We start from the raw sequence: 21890 nt of genomic DNA on the forward strand, positions 1-21890 counted from the left end.
CAATGGACTGGAAATAACCCCCTAAAGAAGAGGACTTTGTAAAAAGTTTTCACCTACTTAGCTACTAACAAATATGTTAGAATCTGTAAACACGCCCTCTGATCCTAGTTCTTCTTCGATTGCCAGGAGTCTGTTGTATTTAGTCATACGGTCGGAGCGTGATAACGAACCTGTTTTGATTTGACCTGTGCTGAAGGCTACAGCTAAATCGGCAATGGTGTTATCTGCCGTCTCTCCAGAACGATGGGAAAGAATGGTACTATAACCATTCATATGTGCTAACTGGATTGCTTCAGCAGTTTCTGTAAGTGTCCCTATTTGATTAGGTTTAATTAAAACAGCATTAGCGAGGCCCTTGCTAATCCCTTCAGCAATGAATATGGGATTAGTGACGAAGAGATCATCACCGACGAGCTGTATTCTCTCACCAAGTTCTGTTGTTAATACTGCCCAGCCGTCATAATCTTCTTCTGCAAGGCCATCTTCTATTGAGTCTATAGGATAGGTATTACAAAGCTCAACAAGGACTTGGATTTGTTCTTCGTAGTGCCTACCATTGTAAGTTTGCGTATCTTTATTATAAAACGAAGAAGCTGCACAATCTAAGGCTAAGGAGATGTCTTGTCCTGGGACAAACCCTACTTTTTCTATCGCCATCATGAGAAGATCTAGAGCTTCTGAATTAGATCGAAGCTGAGGAGCAAAGCCTCCTTCATCGCCCACTCCCGTAGGGAGATGTCTTTCATTCAAGAGTTTTTTTAGTGTATGAAAAACATCAGCTCCCATACGTATTGCTTCTGCTATAGAATTTGCGCCTATAGGGCGAATCATGAACTCTTGGAACTCTAAGTTATTGTCGGCATGCATCCCTCCATTGATGAGGTTCATCATAGGACAGGGGAGTGTAGAAGCGAAGCATCCCCCAAGATAACGATATAAAGATTGTCCAAGCGTGGCTGCTGCTGCCTTTGCTAATGCTAGAGACACACTTAAAATTGCATTAGCGCCGAGTTTTCCTTTATTCGGAGTCCCATCAGCATCTATCATGATAGCATCGATTACTACCTGATCAAAGATATTGTAGTTTTTCACAAGAGGAAAAAGGATTTCTTTAACATTTTGTACAGCTTGTAATACTCCTTTTCCTTGATAACGTGTGGGGTCAAGATCACGCAATTCCAAAGCTTCCTTTATCCCTGTCGATGCTCCTGAAGGCACAGAAACTTCCCCAGAGGAACCTAGATTTGTGATGACTTTAACATAGAGGGTCGGATAACCTCGAGAATCTAAGATTTCTCGAGCTTGAATATCAGAAATGACAGCTTCAAGCATAATTGTCTCTCTTTTATTATAATTGCTGTCAAAATCACAGACAGTACTTAAAATATAAGTTCTTATATGATTGAGACACCGATGGTATTGCGTTAGGCATCAAACCTTTGTTTGATCATATTAAATTTTATAATGACAAAAAGCAAATACATTTTATGCTATCTTCTTAAGATAAATGTAAAAGTTGGTTTTTGTATGCCTGCATGATATCGCGGTATTTTGCCGCCTCATCAAATCGAAATTCTTTAGCAGCACACTGCATAAGTGTTTCGTATTTTTTTATTTGCTTTTCAAGATCTTTTTGTAACAAAGGTTGTTTTCCTATAGGTAATAGAGGACCTTTAGATTTTTGTGGAATAGGATTAGCAAAAATTTTCTTTATAATAGGTGTAGCAACGATATTGTGTTGTTTATTATAGCTTAACTGAATCTCTCTACGCCGTGCTGTTTCTTTTAGAGTTTCTTGTATAGAACGTGTTCTGTGATCGGCATAGAAAATCACTTTACCATGGACATTTCTTGCTGCCCTCCCACAAAATTGGATGAGAGAAGAGGTGCTTCTTAAAAAACCTTCCTTATCAGCATCTAAAATTGCAACTAGAGAGACTTCTGGAAGATCAAGACCTTCTCGTAGAAGATTCACCCCAATCAGTACGTTGATTTTTCCTGTACGCAAGTCTGTCAGGATATGTGTGCGTTCTGCTGTTTCTATTTCTGAATGTAAGTAAGCCGCAGGAATATCAAGCTCAGAAAGAAAACTTGTTATATCTTCAGCAAGCTTTTTTGTCAGAGAAATCACTAAAACTTTCTCGTTCTCTTTGAATAGACGTTGTCGAATTTCTTCAAGTAAATCATCTATTTGTCCTACAGCAGGACGGATTTCAGGAAGAGGATCAGGAATTCCTGTAGGCCGAAGAATCTGCTCGATGATATGGCCATGGCTTTCTTTGATTTCAGTTTCTCCTGGAGTTGCTGAAACATAGATCACCTTGCGGAAATACTTCATTGCTTCTATATGGGTTAAGGGGCGGTTATCGAAAGCTGAAGGCAGGCGAAAACCGTATTCCACTAAAGATTCTTTCCGGGAGCGATCGCCGTGATACATAGCGCGTAATTGTGGTAACGTTTGATGTGATTCATCAACAACAAGCAAAAAATCTTCAGGAAAATAATCCAGGAGACATGTAGGGGGAGCTCCTGGGAGAGCTCCTGTAAAATGTCGAGAATAATTTTCTATACCTTTGCAAAAACCTATTTCTTTAATTGTTTCGATGTCATGCATTGTACGATGGAATATACGGTCTCTTTCTATAGGGCGATCTGCGAAGAACAGCATGCGCTCCTCTAATTCTTCTTGAATCGTGCGGATAGCCTGTTTTCGAATAGCCTCAGGAGTCACATAGTGAGATCCAGGATATAAAATCGCTGATTTCTTAGACTCTTGAGGAATCATCGTCAGAGGATCACTAGACTCTATAGACATCAAAGTGTCATTGACAAATTCTAAGCGTAAAGCTTGACGACTGTCATAAGCAGGGAAAATATCAATCACGCTCCCCCTCTCACGAAACGTACTTCTTTGAGGAACAGGAGAAGCGTAATAATGCATTTTCACAAGTTGGGATGTGAGAACAGGACGAGGATATTCCTTTCCGATTTCTAGCGTCAATGCCATCGAAGTATAGTTTTCTGGAGATCCAATACCATAAATGCAAGATACAGAAGAGACAATAAGAGTGTCACGACGTTCTAAAATCGATCGTGTTGCAGATAAACGAAGTTTATCAATTTCATCATTAATTAAGAGGCTTTTCTCTATGTAAGTGTCACTGCGGGCAATATAGGCTTCTGGTTGGTAATAATCGTAATAAGAAATGAAGTATTCAACAGCGTTATCTGGAAAAAATTCACGAAATTCTTGATACAACTGTGCTGCTAATGTTTTATTATGAGCCAATACTAAGGTAGGGAGGTTCACATTTGCAATTACATTAGCTATAGTAAAGGTTTTCCCAGATCCTGTGGCTCCAAGAAGGACCTGGGCTTTTGTCTCAGCACGTACATTTGCAGAAAGTCGGGCAATGGCTTCGGGTTGATCACCACAAGGGGTGAAAGGAGCTTGTAAATGGAATGTCATACAGGGTAGAAACTATTTAGTAAAGCACGCCACTTATGGCTAAGACCAAGTTTTGCGTGAACCTCTGCTATCGTAGCCTTTGCTATTACACGCATTCTATCTGTCCCTTGTTGTAGAGCCTCTTGCAGTACTTGGGGTTTGGCTAAAAATTCCTCGCGATTTTCCTTAAACGGTTTTAAAAAAAGGAGTAACTCTTCAGCAAGGCGAGCCTTAACTTCTACGTCTTTAATGCATCCTTGACGATAACGCGCTTTAAATTCTGCAACTTCGTCTTTATGGGGGTTAAACATGTCATGGTAAATAAACAGTGGATTGCCTTCAACACGCCCTGGAGTCGTAGCATGAATGCGATTAGGATCAGTATAAATCCGGTATACTTTTTCTTTAACAACGCTGTCGTCATCAGAAAGAAAGATGGCATTATTTGCAGACTTGCTCATTTTGCCTTGGCCATCAATACCTATGAGAGAAGTAAGCTCTCCTTGTAGGACTTCAGGTTCTGGGAAAATAGTGCCGTAGAATCGATTGAAATTTCTCACGATATCGCGGGTAAGTTCAACATGTGCTTCGTTGTCTTTACCTACAGGGATAAGCTGGGCTTTGGCTAATAAAATATCCGCGCTTTGTAAAACTGGATAACCCATAAGACCGTAAGAAAGTCCCCCCTCTTCTATTGAAGCATTGCGCGCCATTTCTTTAAGACTGGGGATACCCAGAACTCTATTCATTGGGATGAGCATGGAGAGAAGCAAATGCAACTCGTAAATTTCAGGAATTGCGGATTGTAAGTAAATCGTGCATTTTTTGGGATCGATCCCTACACTCAACCAGTCAAGAAGGACTTCATAGATATGATTATCTACGTCCAAGATGTCTTCTTTACGAATTTTTGTGGTCAGAGTATGGAGATCAGCAATAATAAAAAAACAATCATAATCAGGATGATCTTGAAGTTCAAGGCGGTTCTTTATAGAACCTACCCAATGCCCTAAATGAAGCTTTCCTGTGGGACGATCGCCTGTAAGTACACGTTTTTTTTTACTCATGGTTTTTGCTTTTGCTATTGAAGCGCTTTAGCAAGTTCGTCAAAATGGTTGTGCAATGAAGTAATTTCTTCTTGAATTTCTTGCAGATTTTTCTCTCCAACAGGATTTTTCTGAGCTTCTAAGAGACGTGCAAGTAAATGACGAATCAAATGACAGGTATTTTGTACATCAGTCATTAATAAAAATTCTTGACCATCGACACGAGATAAACGATTTAAAAAAATACAGCGTTCTTGCTGGGTGAGCATATCTGAAGTAATAAAATTAATGAATTCGCCACGTTCATGGATATCTTTTGCCACACGTATGGGCATCATAAATTGAGCAATTAGGCTATGAGCAGCTTGTTTTTGCTGGGCTTCCACCTCATGGGTTAACTTCCCATTGATAAGCATTTCAAAGAAAAAATTAGCGATGTCCTGTTGGCTATTCGCACAATTGAAAACAACATTCTGAAATTCACGAAATGTCGTGTACCCAATTGGAGTGGCAAAAATCCTTTTCAGATTTCCCTCAAGTAGGAGAAAGATATTATCTTCAAGTTCTAATGTTTTTGTTTTTGCTGCCATGAAATCAACCCTTATATCGGAAAATCAGAAAAGAGGTTACTTTTAACTCTTTCTAGCTTTTTTATCAATTTTTCCAAGGCAGTCTTTTCATCTAAAGAAAGTCGCGAACATTTACTTAGCAATTGAGATCCTTTGGATAGCATAGTTAGCGCTTGCTTTGTGGGAGAAGTTTGTCTAGAGTCTGTAGCAAGTAAAGGAAATTCTTTGCGAATTTTGTCTAAGAGCTCACCCTTTCCTTCTCCTCGGTAATTACGAATAATCTCTTCTTTTTTTTCTTGAGGGCCTTGTCGAGATGCTAAAGTATACACCGCCTGCTTAGGCATTTTTTCTATCTCTTTTTTTAGAGAGTCAGGTAGAAGAGTAAAAAGCTCGTAATACACTAAAAAATTATAAGGTGTTTGTCTGTTGCCGTAGGCAAGAATCATCCAAGCGGAGAAAGCCCCTTCCCGGTAACGTTTCAAAAGATAGCGAGCTTGCTTTATGTGTTCGCCATGTAAAAGTACAGCTTGGTGATGGATTTGCTTTACTTTTGCGGATAAACTGCAGAGATGGGTAAGGTCATGTTCTTCCACATATTCTTGACAATTATAGTGGTTTAGAAGAACGCGAATTTTTTCTTTTTCTTCAGGCGAAAGAGTATTGTGGGATAATCTAGCAAGAAACGGGGAGAGCTCACCTTCCATACGCTTACGTGTGAGTGCTTCCATCTTTGTTTGTGTATTTTTCTTGAAGCGTCCCTCTAATAACGTTTTTAAATTGCCCATAGAGCTAAATCTCTCTTAATAAAATTAGCAGTTCCTTCGTGAGGTTGAAGTAGTCTTCAGAGGCGCGTGCACTAGGCGCGATAGTGAATACAGGTTTGCCGTGAATCGCAGCTTCGGAGATGGTAATATCTCTCCGTATTTTCGTATTCAATAATTTGCCTGGAAATGTTTTTTGAATGAGATCCGCAAATGTTGTATTATTTTTCCCTCGATAATTCCAGAAGGACAGAGCAACTCCTAAGATCGTTAGGGGATGGCGAGTTGCAATTCCTTGAATAAAACCTGCTAAACGTTCAAGTCCTTTAACACTATAAAATTCTGGTGTAGCACAGATCAGGGCGTAATGCGCAGCAATTAGAGCAGACTCCGTAAGCCAACAAAGAGAAGGGGGTGTATCAATAATGACATAGTCATAATCCTGCTCTACCATAGTAAGAATATGCTTCAGTCGTTCGTGAGAATAGCGATCGGCAGCAAGAGTCCCAGATACTTCAATGCGCTCCAACCAAGTATCTGCAGGAATTAAATCTAATCCTGTATCTTGAATGGAGCGAATGACCTCTTGAATTGTTTTATCGCCTTGTAATACAACAGCAAGGCTATCATAACAATCAGGATCAAGCCCTAGTCCTGAAGTTAGATTTGCTTGAGCATCAAAATCAATAAGCAATACTTTTGCATTATGATATTGTGCAAGAGCAGCACCTAGATGCAAAGTCGTGGATGTTTTAGCGGTTCCACCTTTGAAGCTATTTACAGCGATTGTTTTCATTGCCAACGCAAATTCTCTAATCTTATTACAATCTACAATAATGGAGTTAAACTTAAAGAGTTCTTTTCTTCAAGTATAGCATTTAAGAATTGTTCTAAGGTAATGTCAGAGAGCACACGATTATCTCGGGTGCGTACAGCAAGGGTGTTCTGAGCAATTTCGTGATCTCCAAGAGTGATCATATAATTTACTTGCATATTTTGAGCGTTGCGAATTTTTTTACTCACGGATTCATTTGTGTCGTCCAAAGTAACTACAAAACCCAGGCGTTGCCATTTGTCAGCTAATTCTTTAGCTCGAGAAATATGCCGGTCAGCAACAGTAATCAAGCGGACTTGTTCAGGGCTAAGCCATAAGGGGAATTTCCCTGCAAAATGTTCAGTAAGAATGCCTAGAAAGCGTTCTATAGAACCAAACAGAGCGCGATGTAGTATGATGGGAGTATCTTTTGTCCCCTCTGCTGTAGTGTATTCTAATTGAAAACGTTCTGGTAAAAACATGTCGAGTTGAATAGTTCCACATTGCCACGTACGATGGATAGCATCCTTAACATGAATGTCAATTTTCGGACCATAAAAAGCCCCCTCACCTTTTCTGACTATAAAGGGTTTCTCAGATGTGATGAGAGCGCGCTGCAGAGCTTCTGTGGCAAGTTCCCACAAAGCATCACTGCCTATAGTCCCTGTCTCTGGTCGAGTAGAAAGTTCGAGATGGTAATCTAAACCAAAAGTACCGTAAAGCGTAGCAACTAACGAAAAAATATTCAATGTTTCTTCTTCTACTTGTTCTGGTAGAAGAAATATATGAGCATCATCTTGATGAAATGTTCGTACGCGCATTAATCCTGAGAGGGCTCCGGACACTTCATAGCGATGAACATGACCAATTTCCGCTATGCGCAAAGGAAATTCTTTGTAGCTATGAAGACGTGTTTTATAATACAACATGCACCCTGGACAGTTCATAGGCTTAATTGCATAATCTTCCTCATCAATTTTTAATGTATACATGTTCTCTTTATAATTGGCCCAATGTCCAGAGATCTCCCACAAGTGCCGATTCATCAACTGTGGGGTTTGGATTTGTTGATATCCAGCAGATTGGTGAAGTCGTGACCAATAGCCCATTAATGCATTCCAGACAATCATGCCTCGGGGATGGAAAAAGGGCATTCCTGGAGAGCATTCTTGCTGAGAAAAAAGATCTAATTTCACTCCTAATAGGCGGTGATCACGCTTTTTCGCCTCTTCCATTTGATGTAAGTGTTCTTTTAACTCTTTTGTTGTTGGAAAGGCAATTCCATAAATACGAACCAGGGATTCTCGAGAAGGATCTCCACGCCAATAAGCTGCTGAAGTGCGTAGCACTTTAAAAGCTTTTATAGACGATGTTGAAGGAAGGTGTGGACCACGACAAAGGTCAAAAAAATCCCCTTGGCGATAAGCAGAAATTTCTTCATTTTCAGGTAGCTCATGAATTATCTCTGTTTTGAAGGGATTTTCAGAGAAATGTTCGAGAGCTACATGCTTATCTTTTAAAACAATGCGAGATATAGGAAATTTTTCTTGTACAATTTGCTCTACCATGTTTTCGATGGCTGGAAAATCATTCTCATTGATAGAAAGGTTAGCAAAATCATAATAAAAACCATGTTCTATCACAGGACCAATTGTGGGGAGAGCCTTTGGCCATAGACGTAGTACAGCTTGAGCGAGCAAATGCGCGGAGGTGTGGAAAAAGATTTCTCGGCCTTTAGGATCAGCAAAAGTAACAAAAGTGAGGCTATCACCCTCCTGTAGAGGAGTGGTAAGATCTCTGGGATAGTTATTAATAACTGCGCCAACAAAGTGATGAGAATTATTTAATTTGTGAGCGAAGTCGGCAGCTGTGATTCCTTCAGGAAGCTCAAATGTCTCCTGGTTATAAGTTATATACATGATCTTCCTCCGAGATAGATCTTCTACGCTAATAGTTTAGCGTTTTTTTTGATCAAAGCAAGATGCTTTTTTTACTTTTTCTTATTTCAAGAAAAACGGAGAAAAAATTTATTTAAGTTGGAGGCAATTTTCACTTGTTTTACAATGACTGCTTGTTATTTGTTTATTTCAAGAATGACACTCTTCTTAGTATTTTTTACAGCGTTTATTTGGTCCTCTTCGTTTGCTATTAGCAAGCTGGCGACTGTCGCAGCTGCTCCTCTCTTTGTTACAGGGAGTCGTATGCTGCTCGCTGGAGGTATACTTCTAGTCATTGCTTCCCTACGATCAAAGATGTCTTTACGTATGTCTAAAAGAGTTGGGGGTTGTGTTGTTCTTTTAGCTGTTACGGGTTTTTACCTTGCGAATGTTTGTGAATTTTTAGGGTTGCGAGAAATAAACTCTTCCAAAGCGTGCTTTATTTATGGTCTTTCCCCATTCATTTCTGCGTTGTTTTCTTACATCCAGCTTAGGGAGATAGTCACTTGGAAGAAAATTGGAGGATTGAGTTTAGGTTTAATAGGCTATCTTTCGTATCTCATTTTTGGTGGGAAGGAAAATTCTTCAGGATGGACTTGGCAGATAGGTGTTCCGGAGTTTTTGGTACTTTGTGCCACGTGTTTAGCTGCTTTTGGATGGACTGTATTAAGAAAAATTGAAAAAATATCTTTGATATCAGTCACTGTAATTAATGCCTATGCTATGCTCATTGCTGGAGTGCTTTCTCTCGTTCATTCAGCAGCAGTTGAATCCTGGTCTCCACTCCCTATAGAGAACATGTCTTTGTTCCTTAAGGCGACGTTCTCTCTGGTCCTCGTCTCCAATTTAATCTGCTATAATCTTTATGCCAAACTGTTACGTAAATATTCTTCGACCTTCCTTTCTTTTTGTAACCTTGTTATGCCATTGTTTTCAGCATTTTATGGTTGGATTTTGCTTGGAGAAGGATTCTCTTTAGGATTGGTTTTTGCCGTAACATTTATGGTTATAGGCTGCCGCCTCATCTATCACGAAGAATTTCATCAGGGATATATTATTTCCTAATGTAAAGCGGTTTTACATTACAAGCTGACTCCATTCATCGTCAGCTTACTGTGATGTCCAGAAACTTTAGCTTAGTTAAAGATCGCTGAGCTTGTTTGTGTATGGGAGTCTGCGATGTTCTGTAGGGTTTGGAGAGCTGAGTTAAAGGATTGCTGTGCTTGTTCTTGTAGCTGTCCTGCCTGTCCTGCTTGCTGACCATAAACCGAAGACATTTGTTTCATCATTTCAGATTGAGCTTCAAAGGCCCCCGCCTGTCTTTGTTGATGGGCAATTTCTGATCCCATAACTCCACCAACTATACCTTCGATACCTGCCGTAATTCCGTGCATTAACTGAGACATCTGCATACTCGAAGAGAGAGTTTTACTTGCAAACTTTGTGACACGTCCTCCCTGAACTTTTGCTACGTTCAGACCTCGTGAAATTTTTTCAGACCAATTGGGGGTATTTAATACTTTCCCAAAGATTCCTCCGCCCTTGGTAGCTGTGGATGTCGCTTTTGATGTAGCGGTCGCCATATCGTCAGTAAGGTTTACTGCTGCCTTTGAAGCCGCAGATCCTGCAGAACTCGCTGCTGTGGTAGAAGCTGTTGCAGCTGTTTGTTGTGCTGAGCTAGTTGCAGAAGTAAGAGCTTTTGACGTTGCTGATGTACTTGCTGTTCCTGTTTGTTTTGTAAAGGCAGCAGCTTTGATACTTGAAGACGCACCTTTTAGCGCAGATAACGCTCCGGCACCCACGGATACAGCGAAGCCCACGAGATTCACGATACCCGAGATCATACTTTGTTTCGCCTGTGCTTCTGTTGCTGCAGCTTGGCTGTTTGCTTGATTTTTAATAGCTTCACCAATAGCAGGGGCATTTTCCACTTGAGCTTGGATTGCTTGGTTTTGTTGAGAAAACGCAGCTTCCCAAGATTTCCCTGCGGCTTGAGCCATTAATGTCATGACAAGGCCTAGAAGAGCTAATGTTCCCATACCTTTTTTAAGAACAGTGCCATTAATCTGAGTTGTTTCAGGCTCAGGAAGTTGAGGTAGTTCGTAATTATTTTGACTCAGGCCTTTTGGCCCTTTTACAGCTTGTGCAGTTACAGTGGAACTCGCACTAGACACCGAGGTTTTAGAGCTCGTCTTACTACTCTTATCACTTTTTGAACTTTTTTTTGTTGCTGAGGTACTTTCTTTTTTCGATGATCCCTGTGTTGAGGTCTCTTGAATAAGTTCTTCAAATCCTGCTGCGGCATTTTCGACTTGAGTGCCTTGTTTTGACGCTTTAGTCGTTTCATGTCCTGTAGTAGCTTCTGTCGTTTTATGAGTATTTTGCGCTAGCTGAGCAGCTAATGTAGGATCTTGATTTGAATTTCCACTCACTCCTGATGTCATGGCAAAAACACTCCTTTAAAAATTTTTTGGTTTATACTGCACTTGCGAGCCCAGCACTAATAGCTGTGAAAGCTTTGGTAATTTGACCTGCAAGTTTAACAGCTTGTTGTGACATTTCATCCGATTGTCCGGTTTGTTTTGCAGCAATTCTGCTTGCTTGTACCCAGAATTGGGTGAACATTTTCATCATTTCAGATTGCGCTGTAAGCTTGCCGACCTCTTTCTGTATTTGTGCAAGTTCTTGTTGTACATTTGCAAGGTTTAAGTCTCCAATACCTTTTACTGCAGCGGGTACAGCAGTTGCGATGCCCATACCGATACCAACCCATTTGCTTGTAAGATTTCCCAAAACTTTAGAGAGTCTAGGAAAGGCTTTACTAATAATGTTTGTACCTTTAGAAAAGATCTTCGTGACAGCCTTCGAGATTGCTTTCGCAATACTTTTAATTAATGTCTTGATAAAGGCTTTTATACCTTGTTTAACAAGGGCTTTAATAGCAGTCTGAATTGCAAGTTTAACTGCTTGTACAACAGCAGTTTTTACAGCTTGCACCACAGCTTGTATCGTAACCTGTGTGGCTACGGACGCTGCGGTTGTTGTTGCTGCTGCAGCTCCTGCTCCTGCGGCAACTCCTGCTGCAGCAACAGTTCCGACAAGACCAATACCACAAGTAACCAAAGCAACAACAACAGAAATAACAGCGAGAGTGATGGAAACTGCCATCATGACTGTGTTCACGGTGTCTAAAGTTTTATCGTTTCCTGCTTGCTCTTGGAGTTCCTTTGTTTTTTGGTATTCTTCACGTTCTTTATCAATTTTCAGCCCTTGTTTTTCTAAGGACATTTTGTTAGAGGCATCGGTTTGGGCTTGGGTACTTGCGTAGTTTGAAAGTGCTGATCGTGTAGCTTCTCCTAAACTTGCAATGGCTTTAGCAAGTGCTAAACCGATTTCCATAACTTCTTTTCGAGGTGCGATCCCTGGTTTAGGCAAGTTAGGAGTTTCTAGGCTTGCATTTTTAATCTCTGTTTTCCCAGAGATTGCTGCGAAAACAATATCCTGAACTTCTTGTAGCTGCTTAGCGTCTAAACTTTCTAACGATGCCATAGAATTTTCTAACGTTTTGTTAGCTTCTTCTAAAGCACTTTGCATTAGAGCTTTATTGGAGGAGATTGATGTAGATATTGTAGTTGCCGCACTTTCTTTCCCTTGAGTTTCTTTCCCAGCAGCTAAGCCTTGTTGTTCTAAAGATTCGACTTCTGTAGTAGTTTTGACATTATCCTTGCCTGCAGTTCCTGAAATTGTCGTGTCACTCTGCATCTCTGTATTTTTCCCCGAGCGGGTTTGCTGAACTTGCTTGGTTTCATTCCCTGCAAGTTTATCTTGCTGTGGCACAGTTTGAGGGGTGGATGCTAAAACTTGAGCAAGAATATTTTTTGTGCTGTCAGGACCTGAAGAAGATGAAAGAGACATGTTTTTTACTACCTTAAATTAATTCAAAGTCTGGGGGCGGGCAATTTATTCCACGCCTTGAGTTATTTGTTTGTTAACAGCTGAAGAGAGGTGTTTTAGCCCATCGACAACTGAAGATAAATGTTTGGAAAAACGTGCATCTTCTTTGGGATCAGGAAAGAGTCCTTGAGTGAGTTCTTGTACAGGTAAAGAGTCTAGGACCCCAGAAAGAGCAGCAATTATTTTTGACAATTGTTTATTCTCGGTAAGACTAGAAAATACTTGAGCTAAAGGTAATTCTTGATAAAGATTTGAGACTACATTTTCTAATTGTTGCACAGCGTTGTTTTGAACGTTCCGTTCGTCAGAATGGACGACAGAAGGTGGCGTAGGAGGACGCGATGTTTTTTTTGTTTTCTTTTGCTTTTTATGATGCATGATAGATTCTCCCCGTATGTTAACGTTTTTTCCCACTGTTAACGTTTTTTCCCACCCTTTTTCTTGGGGGAAGTTTTACCTTTATTCGCTGTTTTTTTCGCTGCAGGTTTTTTAGATGTCTCTGAGAATTGCTTGGCTATAGATTGTTTCATGATATTGCATCGTTCTTTTAAGATTTTAAACTCAGGTTTATCACTACAAATATCGATAGTAATGTCTAAGAAATTTTGAGATTCGTCAAGCTGATCAAGTTTGAGTAAACTATCAGCGATGTAATACGGAGGAATGGGATTTTCTGGTTGAGCATCAAATGCGAGGAAAAATCCAAAAGCGGCCTCGTTATAGAGTTTAAGTTGATGATAGCATGAGCTTAACCCTAAAATGTATTTGTAAACTTGAGGTTTTGATGCTGTGAGAATCTGAAATAGTCCTACAGCTTCATTGTACTTTCCTTGAGAGTAAAAGCTATAGGCAATGGTATAGATCTCTTCTAAAAGATAATCGGAGAGTCCTAAAATTTGTTGCAGTGGTATCCCATTGCTCAAACCTTCTAGGATATTCAACAGGGCTTTTTTAGTCTCCTCTTCCGTAGGAATAGGATAGATCTGTTGTAGATCATCTTTTTTAGCCTTCTTCTGAGCAGCGAGTTCTGCGAGACGACTACGAGTCTTTTTATTGAACGATGCTGAAGGTTTGTACGGCTGATTCGCAGGACTAGGGGTAGGTTTGCTCATCAATATAATTCCTAAAATAAAAATTATTTATGTTTATGAATTAATTTTAAGATTAATTTTGTTCTAAAAACAAGCTGTTAATGAAATTCTTTTTTTTAAATTAAGATAAAAAAAATCTAAGTATTTAGTAATTAAGGAGGAGAAGAAGAAGAAGTGAGCGTTCTTGACATTAGCCTTGTGGTATTTTAATTTGCTTGCCTAGGAATTTAACTAGGGCTAAAACTCCTATGTCTTTAAGACGATCTATTCAATTACTGGATACGACGACTATTAATCAAATTGCTGCTGGTGAGGTCATAGCAAATGCAGCTTCTGTTGTTAAGGAATTGGTAGAGAATTCTTTAGATGCAGAAGCTGATGAAGTAGAAGTTGAAACTTTAGGAGGCGGTCAAGGCACTATTGTTGTTAAGGATAATGGCTGCGGTATGGCAGTTGCAGATGTCCTTCTAGCATTACAGCGCCATGCGACTTCAAAAATTGGGGCGTTTTCAGATCTTTTCTCTTTAAAGAGCTTTGGGTTTCGAGGGGAAGGCCTCCCCTCGATTGCTTCTATTTGTAAAATGGAAATTCAATCTTCCCTACGAGGAGGAGAGGGATCCCGTACTGTAATTCATGGCGGCAACGTTGTTTTTTCGGAACCTTTTGCACGTCAGACAGGGACAACAATTTTAGTTCATTCTTTGTTTTATAATGTCCCAGTACGCAAGGACTTTCAAAAAAGCCCACAGGCAGATCGGGTTGCGATACGTAAGCTCCTAGAAAACTGTGTTTTAACAACAGGGCATGTAGGTTGGTCTTGGATAAGCGAGGGAAATCGCGAACTCCATATTTCTAAATATCAGCAATTTGAAGATCGTGTTGCTTTTGTTATGGGAGAGGGCTTTATGCAGGAAGCCCTTAAGATAGATGTAGAAAACGATATGATGCGAATTGTAGGTTTTTTAGGGTCTCCTAATTTTCATCGACCTACACGCCAGGGACAAAAGATTTTTGTTAATGATCGTCCTATAGACTCTCTTTTTATTTCTCGTATTGTTGGCGAAGTTTATACTTTAGTTCTTCCCTTACAACGGTATCCTGTTTTTGTCCTCAAACTGTATCTCCCTCCTGCTTGGTGTGACTTTAATGTTCACCCCCAAAAAGCTGAAGTGCGGCTCCTCAAAGAAGACATCATTGGAGAAAAATTAAAGGAAGCCCTTATAGAGGTGCTCACTTTGCCACAAGGGATTCGTGAATGTCGGGAGTTCTTGATTGTCGATGATGTCGACAAAGAACTGCAATGTATTCCTACGGTTTCTTTATGGGAGGAGCACAAAGGTAACAGTTCTTCTGGCTTTTCTTATTCCCCATCTTTGCCTATGGATTCTGTCCCACTTGTTGTAGAAGTCCATAAAGAAAAGAGTCAGGGACTTCCTATGCAAATGGATTGGCTTGGATCTAGAAACGTACGCTTTTTAACGTCTTTAGGTCGCGTTGTTCTTGCTGAAGATCTGGAAGGGGTTCATGTCATTTTTACAGCAGCGGCTCGGAAGCATTTATTTTATTTGTCATTAGTAGGAGAGGAGCGCCCTATATATAAAACACAAATGTTGCTTCTTCCCGTACAATTACAAGTAACGACTCAGGAAGCGCTTTTTTTTTCTTTATATACACAAGAACTTAGCCGATTGGGAATTGGAATTTCTCAAATTGGCCCAAACAATTTTACTATAGAAAGTGCTCCCTCATTTATTAATGAAGAGGAGCTAAAAGCTTGGATTTTAATGTTAGCCGCTGGGAGTACCACAAACATAGAATCCAAGGGTTTGTCACATGTGATTAAGGAAACATTGGCGCGAGCAGTATTTTCTAAAAACTCGCAGATTTTTGATGTATCTTGGCTAGCTCTTCTTTGGGCGGTAGGAAAACCAGAAAAAGGATTTGACGGTACACAAATTTGTCGGATACTTTTAGATTCAGATTTTATTTAAGGGTGACGTATGTTGCAAGATCGTATTTTGTGTGCTCAGAAAGCTCTATCAGACTATGACTTTGATGCCTTTCTTGTAGAAAAAACAGAAGATATTGCTTATTTTCTTCATGACGAAGCCATCTCTGGTATTTTATTAATAGGAAAGAATGAGATTGTTTTCTTTATCCATAAAATGGACAAAGATCTCTATGCTCATATCACCCGAGTTCCTATAATCTTTCTTTCAAAAGATCCTTATCAAGAATTATCTACATATATTGAAAATTTTGGGTATGCCACGGTAGGATTTGATAGTCTTTCGACTTCTTACCAAAAATTTGAAGAGCGTCGGAGTCTCCCATGTTCTTGGAAGCCCATAATACAATTTACAGAAAAACTCCGCTGCATAAAGTCTCCACAGGAAATTGAGAAGATGCAGGAAGCTGCAACTCTTGGTTCGGAAGGGTATGATTATGTCCTCACGCTACTTAGAGAGGGAGTTACAGAGAAAGAGATTGTTCGAAAGTTACGTACTTTTTGGGCTCAAGCGGGTGCTGAAGGACCTTCTTTTCCTCCAATTATAGCTTTTGGGGAGCATGCTGCTTTCCCTCATGCCATTCCTACAAATCGTCCTCTTCGTCAAGGAGATATTGTCCTTATCGATATCGGAGTTCTTTTAAATGGATATTGCTCAGATATGACTCGTGTAGTGAGTTGGGGAAGACCTCACAAAAAGCTCTTAGAGAGTTATTCTATTCTTGTAGAAGTTCAAAAACAGACGATCGCCTTGTGTAAAGAGGGTATTCTTTGGACAGAAGTGCATGAGTATGCTGTGGGTTTATTGCAAGCATATAAATTAGATCATTATTTTTTTCATGGCATAGGCCACGGAATTGGACGTAATGTTCATGAATATCCTGGCTTGCGTCCAGGGAGTGTAGCAGAACTCAAATCAGGAATGACGGTGACTGTTGAGCCTGGCGTTTATTTTCCAGGAATTGGAGGAATTCGTATTGAGGATACTCTATGCATAAATGGGAATAAGAATATTAATTTAACAAAACGTCCTGTATCACCCGAGTTAATTTGTTTATAAAAGAATTTTTATTGTTTTTATTATTTTAACTTTAGAATGACTTCTTTTAATTTTTTTATAAATTGATTTTTTATCTTTTACCCTTTATCTTTTATTTTGTTTTTACATTGTTTCTATCATGTATCAATTGCTTTCGATAGGTTATAGTATTGTGAGTCTCACCGCGTTCTTTTGGATGCTATGGTGTGCACCGAATCAAGTTGCGAATTTCTATAAGATTTCTTTGACTGCAGAGGAGTGTGTGGGAAGTATTCAGGATTTCCCTCAAGCTGAGGAACTTTCTGAAGGAGCTTGTGCTCTAAAATTTCCTGAGTTTGAAGAGAAGCTCCCTGATTTACGACAGGAAGTGATTTTTTTGGGCAGCAATGATCGACCTGATGCTCTTGGGGGGAAATTTACCTTAGAATTGGTTTCTTCAGGAGATCGATATATCGCTGCTCCAGAAGAAAAGGTCTATTTACAGATGGAAACTTCAGCTTGTGGACCAAGATATTTTTTTAGCCCTGCAGGGATCTCTACGGAGCTGTGGCTTGAATGTCGTTCTTTAGGACTCGAAGGTAAGATTGAGGTGAAGGTGCGTTTAATGGGGATGCATCATGCTATGATCTCTTCTCCTCGGGAGCGAGAAATCTTATTTTTAAATACTCGTACTAAAATCATGGATTTTTGGGAAATCGGTGGGGTGAAAGTAGATGCGAGCTTTCCTATAAAACAGAAAATTCGTCGTTTGGGTTTTGATAAATTTCTACTTATGCATGGGGGAACAGAGTATGCTGATAAAGCAACTAAAGAACGCGTGGATTTCGTTTCAATAACTGGGGAGAATTATAGTCGTTATCTCGCTATCGGCGACATTCTTTTATGGGATGGGAGCTTTTGGCAAACTTGTGGAGAATTTCAAGGAGAGAGTTCTCAGGTTCCCCTCCTCGAAGTAAAAAAGATTGATGACAAAATTATGCTTATTGATTTGTGGAATGTTGAGGGAACAATGCATCAGTCAGTCAGTCTTGTTAAGACGTTGCCATCTCCTATGGAAGTTACTGAGGTTATGCGTGAAATAGAGTTTATTGGGATGCGCTCATGGTCTCGTCCCATTGTTCTTATGGGAGAGCAGAGGATGATTCTCTCTCCTGATGATTGGATATTGAGAACAGAAACGGGATGGGAAAAGATCATGACCGTACAGCAAATACAAGATTATCTATCAGGGATGGTGTCAGGACCCCTCTTTGTTTTTGATAAATTAGAGAAAGATCTGTCAGGTTTTGTATTGCGAGGGCATATGTTTAACGTCCAAAGAACTTTGGTAGAAACGATACTTTTACCCTTGAAACAGGGATTTGAGGCTGACATTGCTACCATGCATCAAGAAGCTTCTTCGCCATCCCCACGTGCTGGTGGTACAGGAGCTCTTGGCATGGGGAACCATGGGGGATCATAGATGTATTATTGGCGTAGTTTTTTGGGATGTTTGATAAGTGTATCTAGCATAGCTTTTTGTTCACATGCGTTAGCATTGACGATTGCAGAAAAAGTAGCCTCGTTTGACAAGATTCGTAGCTCTTCCGGTGATTGTGTGGGAATGGCATCATTTAACTCTAGTATGCGGGAGTATAATGTACAGTTGAAAAAGCTACATGAAGAAGCCGCGGCTTTACGTAGTGCAGGTGTAGAAGATGATGCAATTTGGCAGGAATTGTTAGCGCAGCTAGCAAAAGTAAAGAAAAATCTTAAAGATATTCAAGAGCTTTGGGTAGCTGAGATTCGGGAAAAAGAAAATAGCCTTGAGGATCACGCTCTTTGGCATCATCCAGAAACTACGATTTATAATCTTGTTGCAGATTATGGTGCTGACAATGCTGTCTACCTGATTCCTCAAGAGATTGGTGGCATGAAAGTCGCTGCATTATCAAACTTTATTGTTCCGAAAGAGGGTTTTGAAACTTGTCTTACACAAATATTGGCACGGCTAGGGATTGGAATACGTCAGGTGAATCCCTGGATTAAAGAACTCTATACTGTACGCAATGAAAATTGTGGTGTTGCAGGTATTTTTGCCTCTAGAAAAGATTTAGAATCACTCCCTTCAACAACCTATATAGGATTTGTCCTTACATCAAAGAATATCGATGCGCGTACAAATCAGCAATTGTTAAAAAAATTCGTCAATGCAGAGACTGTTCATGTCGATGTAATCGCAGGATGCGTATGGATTTTTGGTACAGCAGAAGAAATTGGCGAGTTATTAAAAATACACGATTTCATTCAAGCAGATAGTGTGCGACAGGAATACCATATCGTACCTTTAGTCAAGACAGATACGAATGAAATGCTTACGATTCTTAATGCTGTATTTCGAGACGACCTTACTAATAAAGATATCGGTGATGAAGTTTTGGGGTTGCGCGTGGTCCCTTTACAATATCAAGGGCGTTCTTTGTTTTTGAGTGGCACTGCCGCTCTTGTCCAACAAGCCATGACACTGATTCGAGAACTCGAAGAAGGAATCGAAAATCCTATGGACAAAATGGTATTTTGGTACAATGTCAAACATTCAGATCCTCAAGAGCTTGCTGCCTTACTTTCACAGGTACATAACGTTTTCTCTGGAGAGAATAATCAGGCTTCACAAAGTGGTTCTGAGCCTTTGTCTCCACAGGTAAACACACCTATTCATATCGACACAGTTATGGGAACCTCAATAAAAGAGGGTTCTATGAAATATGGCAATTTTATTGCTGATTCTAAAACAGGCACCTTGATTATGGTAGTGGAAAAGGAGACTCTTCCTCGAATTCAGATGTTACTTAAAAAACTTGATGTTCCTAAAAAAATGGTGCGTATAGAAGTACTTCTTTTTGAGAGGAAACTTGCTCACGAACGTAAATCTGGATTGAATCTTTTACGGCTTGGGGAAGAAGTTTGTAAGAAGAGTTTTAGTCCTTCTTTATCTTGGTCTGGAGGTGCAGGAATTTTAGAATTTTTGTTTAAAGGGTCAACAGGCACCTCGCTCATTCCTGGATATGATCTTGCCTATCAATTTTTGTTGGCACAAGAAGATGTGCGTATTAATGCCAGTCCTTCTGTCGTGACTATGAACCAAACACCAGCTAGGATTGCTGTTGTCGAAGAGATGTCGATTGCTGTTTCTGCAGATAAAGATAATAAAGCACAGTACAATCGTGCACAGTATGGGATTATGATTAAGATTCTTCCTGTAATCAATGTGGGTGAAGATGGAGAAACGAGTTATATTACATTAGAAACGGACATTACTTTTGATACCACAGGAAAAAAGATTAACGATCGCCCAGACGTAACTAGGAGGAACATTACCAATAAAGTGCGTATTGCTGATGGGGAGACGGTAATTATTGGAGGGTTGCGCTGTAAGCATATGTCAGACTCTAATGATGAAATTCCTTTTCTTGGGGAGATTCCTGGTATTGGGAAATTATTTGGGATGCATGCTACGGCAGATAGCCTCACAGAGATGTTTGTATTTATTACCCCAAAAATTTTAGATAACCCGGTAGAACAAAAAGAACGTGAAGAGGAAATTCTCCTAGCTTCTCGCCCAGGGGAGAGTGAAGAATATAGACAAGCTTTAGTAGCTAGTGAAGTCGCAGCAAGAGCTAAGCAGAGGAAACTTGCACAGTACTCTGCTAAAGATTTGCTTTTATCTCAGGTGGAGGGTTTAGAGTACGATGGATACTAGTTGTTTATCTCAAGAGCTTTTAGATGTTTTGCCCTATACTTTTTTAAAGAAGCATTGTCTTCTGCCTATTGAAGAAAGTAGCGAAGGAATTACTATAGCGTATGCTGGAGTCACATCGGTGATTGCTCAGGATGAGGTGAAACTTCTTGTTAAGAAGCCTGTACAGTTTATCCTTAGGGAAGAGGCAGAGATCCTACAAAATCTTCAGAAATTATACAGTAATCTTGAGGGAAATGCTTCCGACATGTTGCTTACCATGAAGGATGAAGAATTTTCACAAATAAATAAGGAGGAAGATCTTCTCGAAAATACCGATACTGTTCCTGTCGTACGGCTGCTGAACCTCATCTTAAAAGAAGCTATTGAGGAAAGAGCTTCGGATATTCATTTTGAGCCTTCTGAAAATATTTTACGCATCCGTTACCGAGTGGATGGAGTCCTTCATGACCGTCATTCTCCTCCTCCTCATCTCCATTCTGCATTGATTGCACGACTTAAAGTTCTTGCAAGGATGGACATTGCTGAACATCGCCTTCCTCAAGATGGACGGATTAAAATCCAAATTGGCGGGCAAGAAGTGGATATGCGTGTCAGCACAGTTCCTGTCATTTACGGTGAACGTGTTGTTTTGCGGATTTTAGATAAGCGTAATGTTATCTTAGACATTGCAGGACTCTGTATGCCTGAGAATATTGAGAATAGTTTTAGAGAGACGATTACGGTTCCTGAGGGTATTTTACTTGTTACAGGACCTACGGGAAGTGGGAAAACCACAACTCTCTATAGTGTATTACAAGAGCTTACAGGTCCTTTTCGAAATATTATGACTATTGAAGATCCTCCGGAGTACAAGTTGCCTGGGATTGCTCAAATTGCTGTGAAACCAAAAATAGGTCTTTCTTTTGCTCGAGGTTTGCGCCATTTGTTGCGTCAAGATCCTGATGTTCTTATGGTCGGAGAAATTCGGGATCAGGAAACAGCAGAAATTGCTATCCAGGCTGCTCTTACAGGCCATTTAGTGGTAAGTACTTTACATACCAACGATGCTATTTCTGCAATTCCCCGTCTTTTAGATATGGGGGTGGAGTCTTATCTTCTTTCTGCGACTTTAGTGGGCATTATTGCTCAAAGGCTTGTAAGGAAAATTTGTCAGCACTGTAAAGTTATTTGTCAGCCTAGCAGTCAAGAAATGGCCTTCCTACTTTCTTTAGGGAAGGACACAAACACGCCTCTATATCGTGGTCAAGGGTGTGAATATTGTTTTCGTTCGGGGTATAAAGGGCGCCAAGGCATCTATGAGTTTTTGCGTCCTAATGTACTTTTCCGTTCTGAGATTGCTTTAAACTGTCCGTATCATATTCTTCGAGAGAGCGCCCAAAAGCACGGATTCCACTCCCTGCTCGATCACGGTATAGTTCTTGCTTTGGCTGGGGAAACTACCTTAGCTGAAGTGTTTAGAGTTACTAAACGATATGATTAGGAGG

Annotated in this window: 17 protein-coding genes; 6 read left to right on the forward strand and 11 right to left on the reverse strand. The window is 40.1% G+C overall.

What is annotated here, in order from left to right; all coding sequences use genetic code 11:
* Window positions 1-57: 57 nt before the first annotated feature.
* The 7 genes from eno to thrS all read right to left on the reverse strand — a co-directional run bounded on the left by eno (window position 58) and on the right by thrS (window position 8557).
* On the reverse strand, window positions 58-1332 hold the full coding sequence (gene eno / locus Cs308_RS02040; protein WP_066482000.1) for a phosphopyruvate hydratase: 1275 nt from the start codon (window positions 1330-1332) through the stop codon (window positions 58-60).
* Between the two features lie 166 nt (window positions 1333-1498).
* On the reverse strand, window positions 1499-3469 hold the full coding sequence (uvrB, locus tag Cs308_RS02045; RefSeq protein WP_066482002.1) for an excinuclease ABC subunit UvrB: 1971 nt from the start codon (window positions 3467-3469) through the stop codon (window positions 1499-1501).
* Entirely contained in the window at window positions 3466-4515 is a 1050-nt protein-coding gene (gene trpS / locus Cs308_RS02050) for a tryptophan--tRNA ligase (RefSeq protein WP_066482004.1), read from the reverse strand. The genes uvrB and trpS overlap by 4 nt, the downstream gene beginning before the upstream one ends.
* A 14-nt stretch (window positions 4516-4529) precedes the next feature.
* A complete protein-coding gene (locus Cs308_RS02055; protein WP_066482006.1) occupies window positions 4530-5084 on the reverse strand; it encodes a CT584 family type III secretion system tip protein in 555 nt (184 codons plus the stop codon).
* An 11-nt stretch (window positions 5085-5095) separates the two neighbouring features.
* A complete protein-coding gene (locus tag Cs308_RS02060) occupies window positions 5096-5848 on the reverse strand; it encodes a pGP6-D family virulence protein (protein WP_066482008.1) in 753 nt (250 codons plus the stop codon).
* Window positions 5849-5852: 4 nt separating this feature from the next.
* The gene (locus Cs308_RS02065; protein WP_066482011.1) at window positions 5853-6620 is read right to left on the reverse strand and encodes a ParA family protein; all 768 of its coding nucleotides are present in this window, start codon (window positions 6618-6620) and stop codon (window positions 5853-5855) included.
* A 32-nt stretch (window positions 6621-6652) separates the two neighbouring features.
* On the reverse strand, window positions 6653-8557 hold the full coding sequence (gene thrS, locus Cs308_RS02070; protein WP_420834795.1) for a threonine--tRNA ligase: 1905 nt from the start codon (window positions 8555-8557) through the stop codon (window positions 6653-6655).
* 174 nt (window positions 8558-8731) lie between these two features.
* On the opposite strand from thrS, the gene Cs308_RS02075 reads away from it, so the two are divergent.
* Window positions 8732-9640 (forward strand): DMT family transporter, encoded by a 909-nt coding sequence (locus tag Cs308_RS02075; protein WP_066483360.1) that lies wholly within the window; start codon window positions 8732-8734, stop codon window positions 9638-9640.
* A gap of 71 nt (window positions 9641-9711) precedes the next feature.
* Here the strand turns inward: Cs308_RS02075 and sctE are convergent, their stop codons facing one another.
* The 4 genes from sctE to Cs308_RS02095 are packed head-to-tail and all read right to left on the reverse strand — an operon-like array spanning window position 9712 to window position 13641.
* On the reverse strand, window positions 9712-11019 hold the full coding sequence (gene sctE / locus Cs308_RS02080; protein WP_066482015.1) for a type III secretion system translocon subunit SseC family protein: 1308 nt from the start codon (window positions 11017-11019) through the stop codon (window positions 9712-9714).
* 31 nt (window positions 11020-11050) lie between these two features.
* The gene (locus Cs308_RS02085) at window positions 11051-12490 is read right to left on the reverse strand and encodes a secretion system protein (protein WP_066482018.1); all 1440 of its coding nucleotides are present in this window, start codon (window positions 12488-12490) and stop codon (window positions 11051-11053) included.
* A gap of 45 nt (window positions 12491-12535) precedes the next feature.
* Window positions 12536-12907 (reverse strand): hypothetical protein, encoded by a 372-nt coding sequence (locus Cs308_RS02090; protein WP_066483362.1) that lies wholly within the window; start codon window positions 12905-12907, stop codon window positions 12536-12538.
* 38 nt (window positions 12908-12945) lie between these two features.
* Complete coding sequence (locus tag Cs308_RS02095; RefSeq protein WP_066482021.1) at window positions 12946-13641, reverse strand: SycD/LcrH family type III secretion system chaperone; 696 nt, start codon at window positions 13639-13641, stop codon at window positions 12946-12948.
* 227 nt (window positions 13642-13868) lie between these two features.
* Between Cs308_RS02095 and mutL the strand changes: the two genes are divergently transcribed.
* The 5 genes from mutL to Cs308_RS02120 all read left to right on the forward strand — a co-directional run bounded on the left by mutL (window position 13869) and on the right by Cs308_RS02120 (window position 21886).
* The gene (gene mutL / locus Cs308_RS02100; protein ID WP_066482023.1) at window positions 13869-15611 is read left to right on the forward strand and encodes a DNA mismatch repair endonuclease MutL; all 1743 of its coding nucleotides are present in this window, start codon (window positions 13869-13871) and stop codon (window positions 15609-15611) included.
* Between the two features lie 9 nt (window positions 15612-15620).
* Window positions 15621-16688, forward strand: a complete 1068-nt coding sequence (locus Cs308_RS02105; protein WP_066482025.1) for a M24 family metallopeptidase — start codon at window positions 15621-15623, stop codon at window positions 16686-16688.
* Between the two features lie 175 nt (window positions 16689-16863).
* Complete coding sequence (locus Cs308_RS02110) at window positions 16864-18129, forward strand: hypothetical protein (protein ID WP_082904998.1); 1266 nt, start codon at window positions 16864-16866, stop codon at window positions 18127-18129.
* A complete protein-coding gene (locus Cs308_RS02115; RefSeq protein ID WP_066482030.1) occupies window positions 18130-20406 on the forward strand; it encodes a secretin N-terminal domain-containing protein in 2277 nt (758 codons plus the stop codon). It begins immediately after the preceding gene.
* Window positions 20396-21886, forward strand: coding sequence for a GspE/PulE family protein (locus tag Cs308_RS02120; RefSeq protein ID WP_066482032.1), 1491 nt, complete (start codon window positions 20396-20398; stop codon window positions 21884-21886). The genes Cs308_RS02115 and Cs308_RS02120 overlap by 11 nt, the downstream gene beginning before the upstream one ends.
* Window positions 21887-21890 lie beyond the last annotated feature (4 nt).

Origin of the sequence: Candidatus Chlamydia sanziniae, assembly GCF_001653975.1 — a bacterium.
Taxonomy (GTDB): domain Bacteria; phylum Chlamydiota; class Chlamydiia; order Chlamydiales; family Chlamydiaceae; genus Chlamydia; species Chlamydia sanziniae.

Coding starts and splice junctions, on each gene's coding strand:
- Cs308_RS02105 (WP_066482025.1), top strand. CDS start 15,621: ATGTTGCAAGATCGTATTTTGTGTGCTCAGAAAGCTCTATCAGACTAT.
- Cs308_RS02060 (WP_066482008.1), bottom strand. CDS start 5,848: ATGGGCAATTTAAAAACGTTATTAGAGGGACGCTTCAAGAAAAATACA.
- thrS (WP_420834795.1), bottom strand. CDS start 8,557: ATGTATATAACTTATAACCAGGAGACATTTGAGCTTCCTGAAGGAATC.
- eno (WP_066482000.1), bottom strand. CDS start 1,332: ATGCTTGAAGCTGTCATTTCTGATATTCAAGCTCGAGAAATCTTAGAT.
- Cs308_RS02085 (WP_066482018.1), bottom strand. CDS start 12,490: ATGTCTCTTTCATCTTCTTCAGGTCCTGACAGCACAAAAAATATTCTT.
- Cs308_RS02095 (WP_066482021.1), bottom strand. CDS start 13,641: ATGAGCAAACCTACCCCTAGTCCTGCGAATCAGCCGTACAAACCTTCA.
- Cs308_RS02115 (WP_066482030.1), top strand. CDS start 18,130: ATGTATTATTGGCGTAGTTTTTTGGGATGTTTGATAAGTGTATCTAGC.
- mutL (WP_066482023.1), top strand. CDS start 13,869: ATGTCTTTAAGACGATCTATTCAATTACTGGATACGACGACTATTAAT.
- sctE (WP_066482015.1), bottom strand. CDS start 11,019: ATGACATCAGGAGTGAGTGGAAATTCAAATCAAGATCCTACATTAGCT.
- Cs308_RS02110 (WP_082904998.1), top strand. CDS start 16,864: ATGCTATGGTGTGCACCGAATCAAGTTGCGAATTTCTATAAGATTTCT.
- Cs308_RS02065 (WP_066482011.1), bottom strand. CDS start 6,620: ATGAAAACAATCGCTGTAAATAGCTTCAAAGGTGGAACCGCTAAAACA.
- Cs308_RS02055 (WP_066482006.1), bottom strand. CDS start 5,084: ATGGCAGCAAAAACAAAAACATTAGAACTTGAAGATAATATCTTTCTC.
- trpS (WP_066482004.1), bottom strand. CDS start 4,515: ATGAGTAAAAAAAAACGTGTACTTACAGGCGATCGTCCCACAGGAAAG.
- Cs308_RS02075 (WP_066483360.1), top strand. CDS start 8,732: ATGACACTCTTCTTAGTATTTTTTACAGCGTTTATTTGGTCCTCTTCG.
- Cs308_RS02090 (WP_066483362.1), bottom strand. CDS start 12,907: ATGCATCATAAAAAGCAAAAGAAAACAAAAAAAACATCGCGTCCTCCT.
- Cs308_RS02120 (WP_066482032.1), top strand. CDS start 20,396: ATGGATACTAGTTGTTTATCTCAAGAGCTTTTAGATGTTTTGCCCTAT.
- uvrB (WP_066482002.1), bottom strand. CDS start 3,469: ATGACATTCCATTTACAAGCTCCTTTCACCCCTTGTGGTGATCAACCC.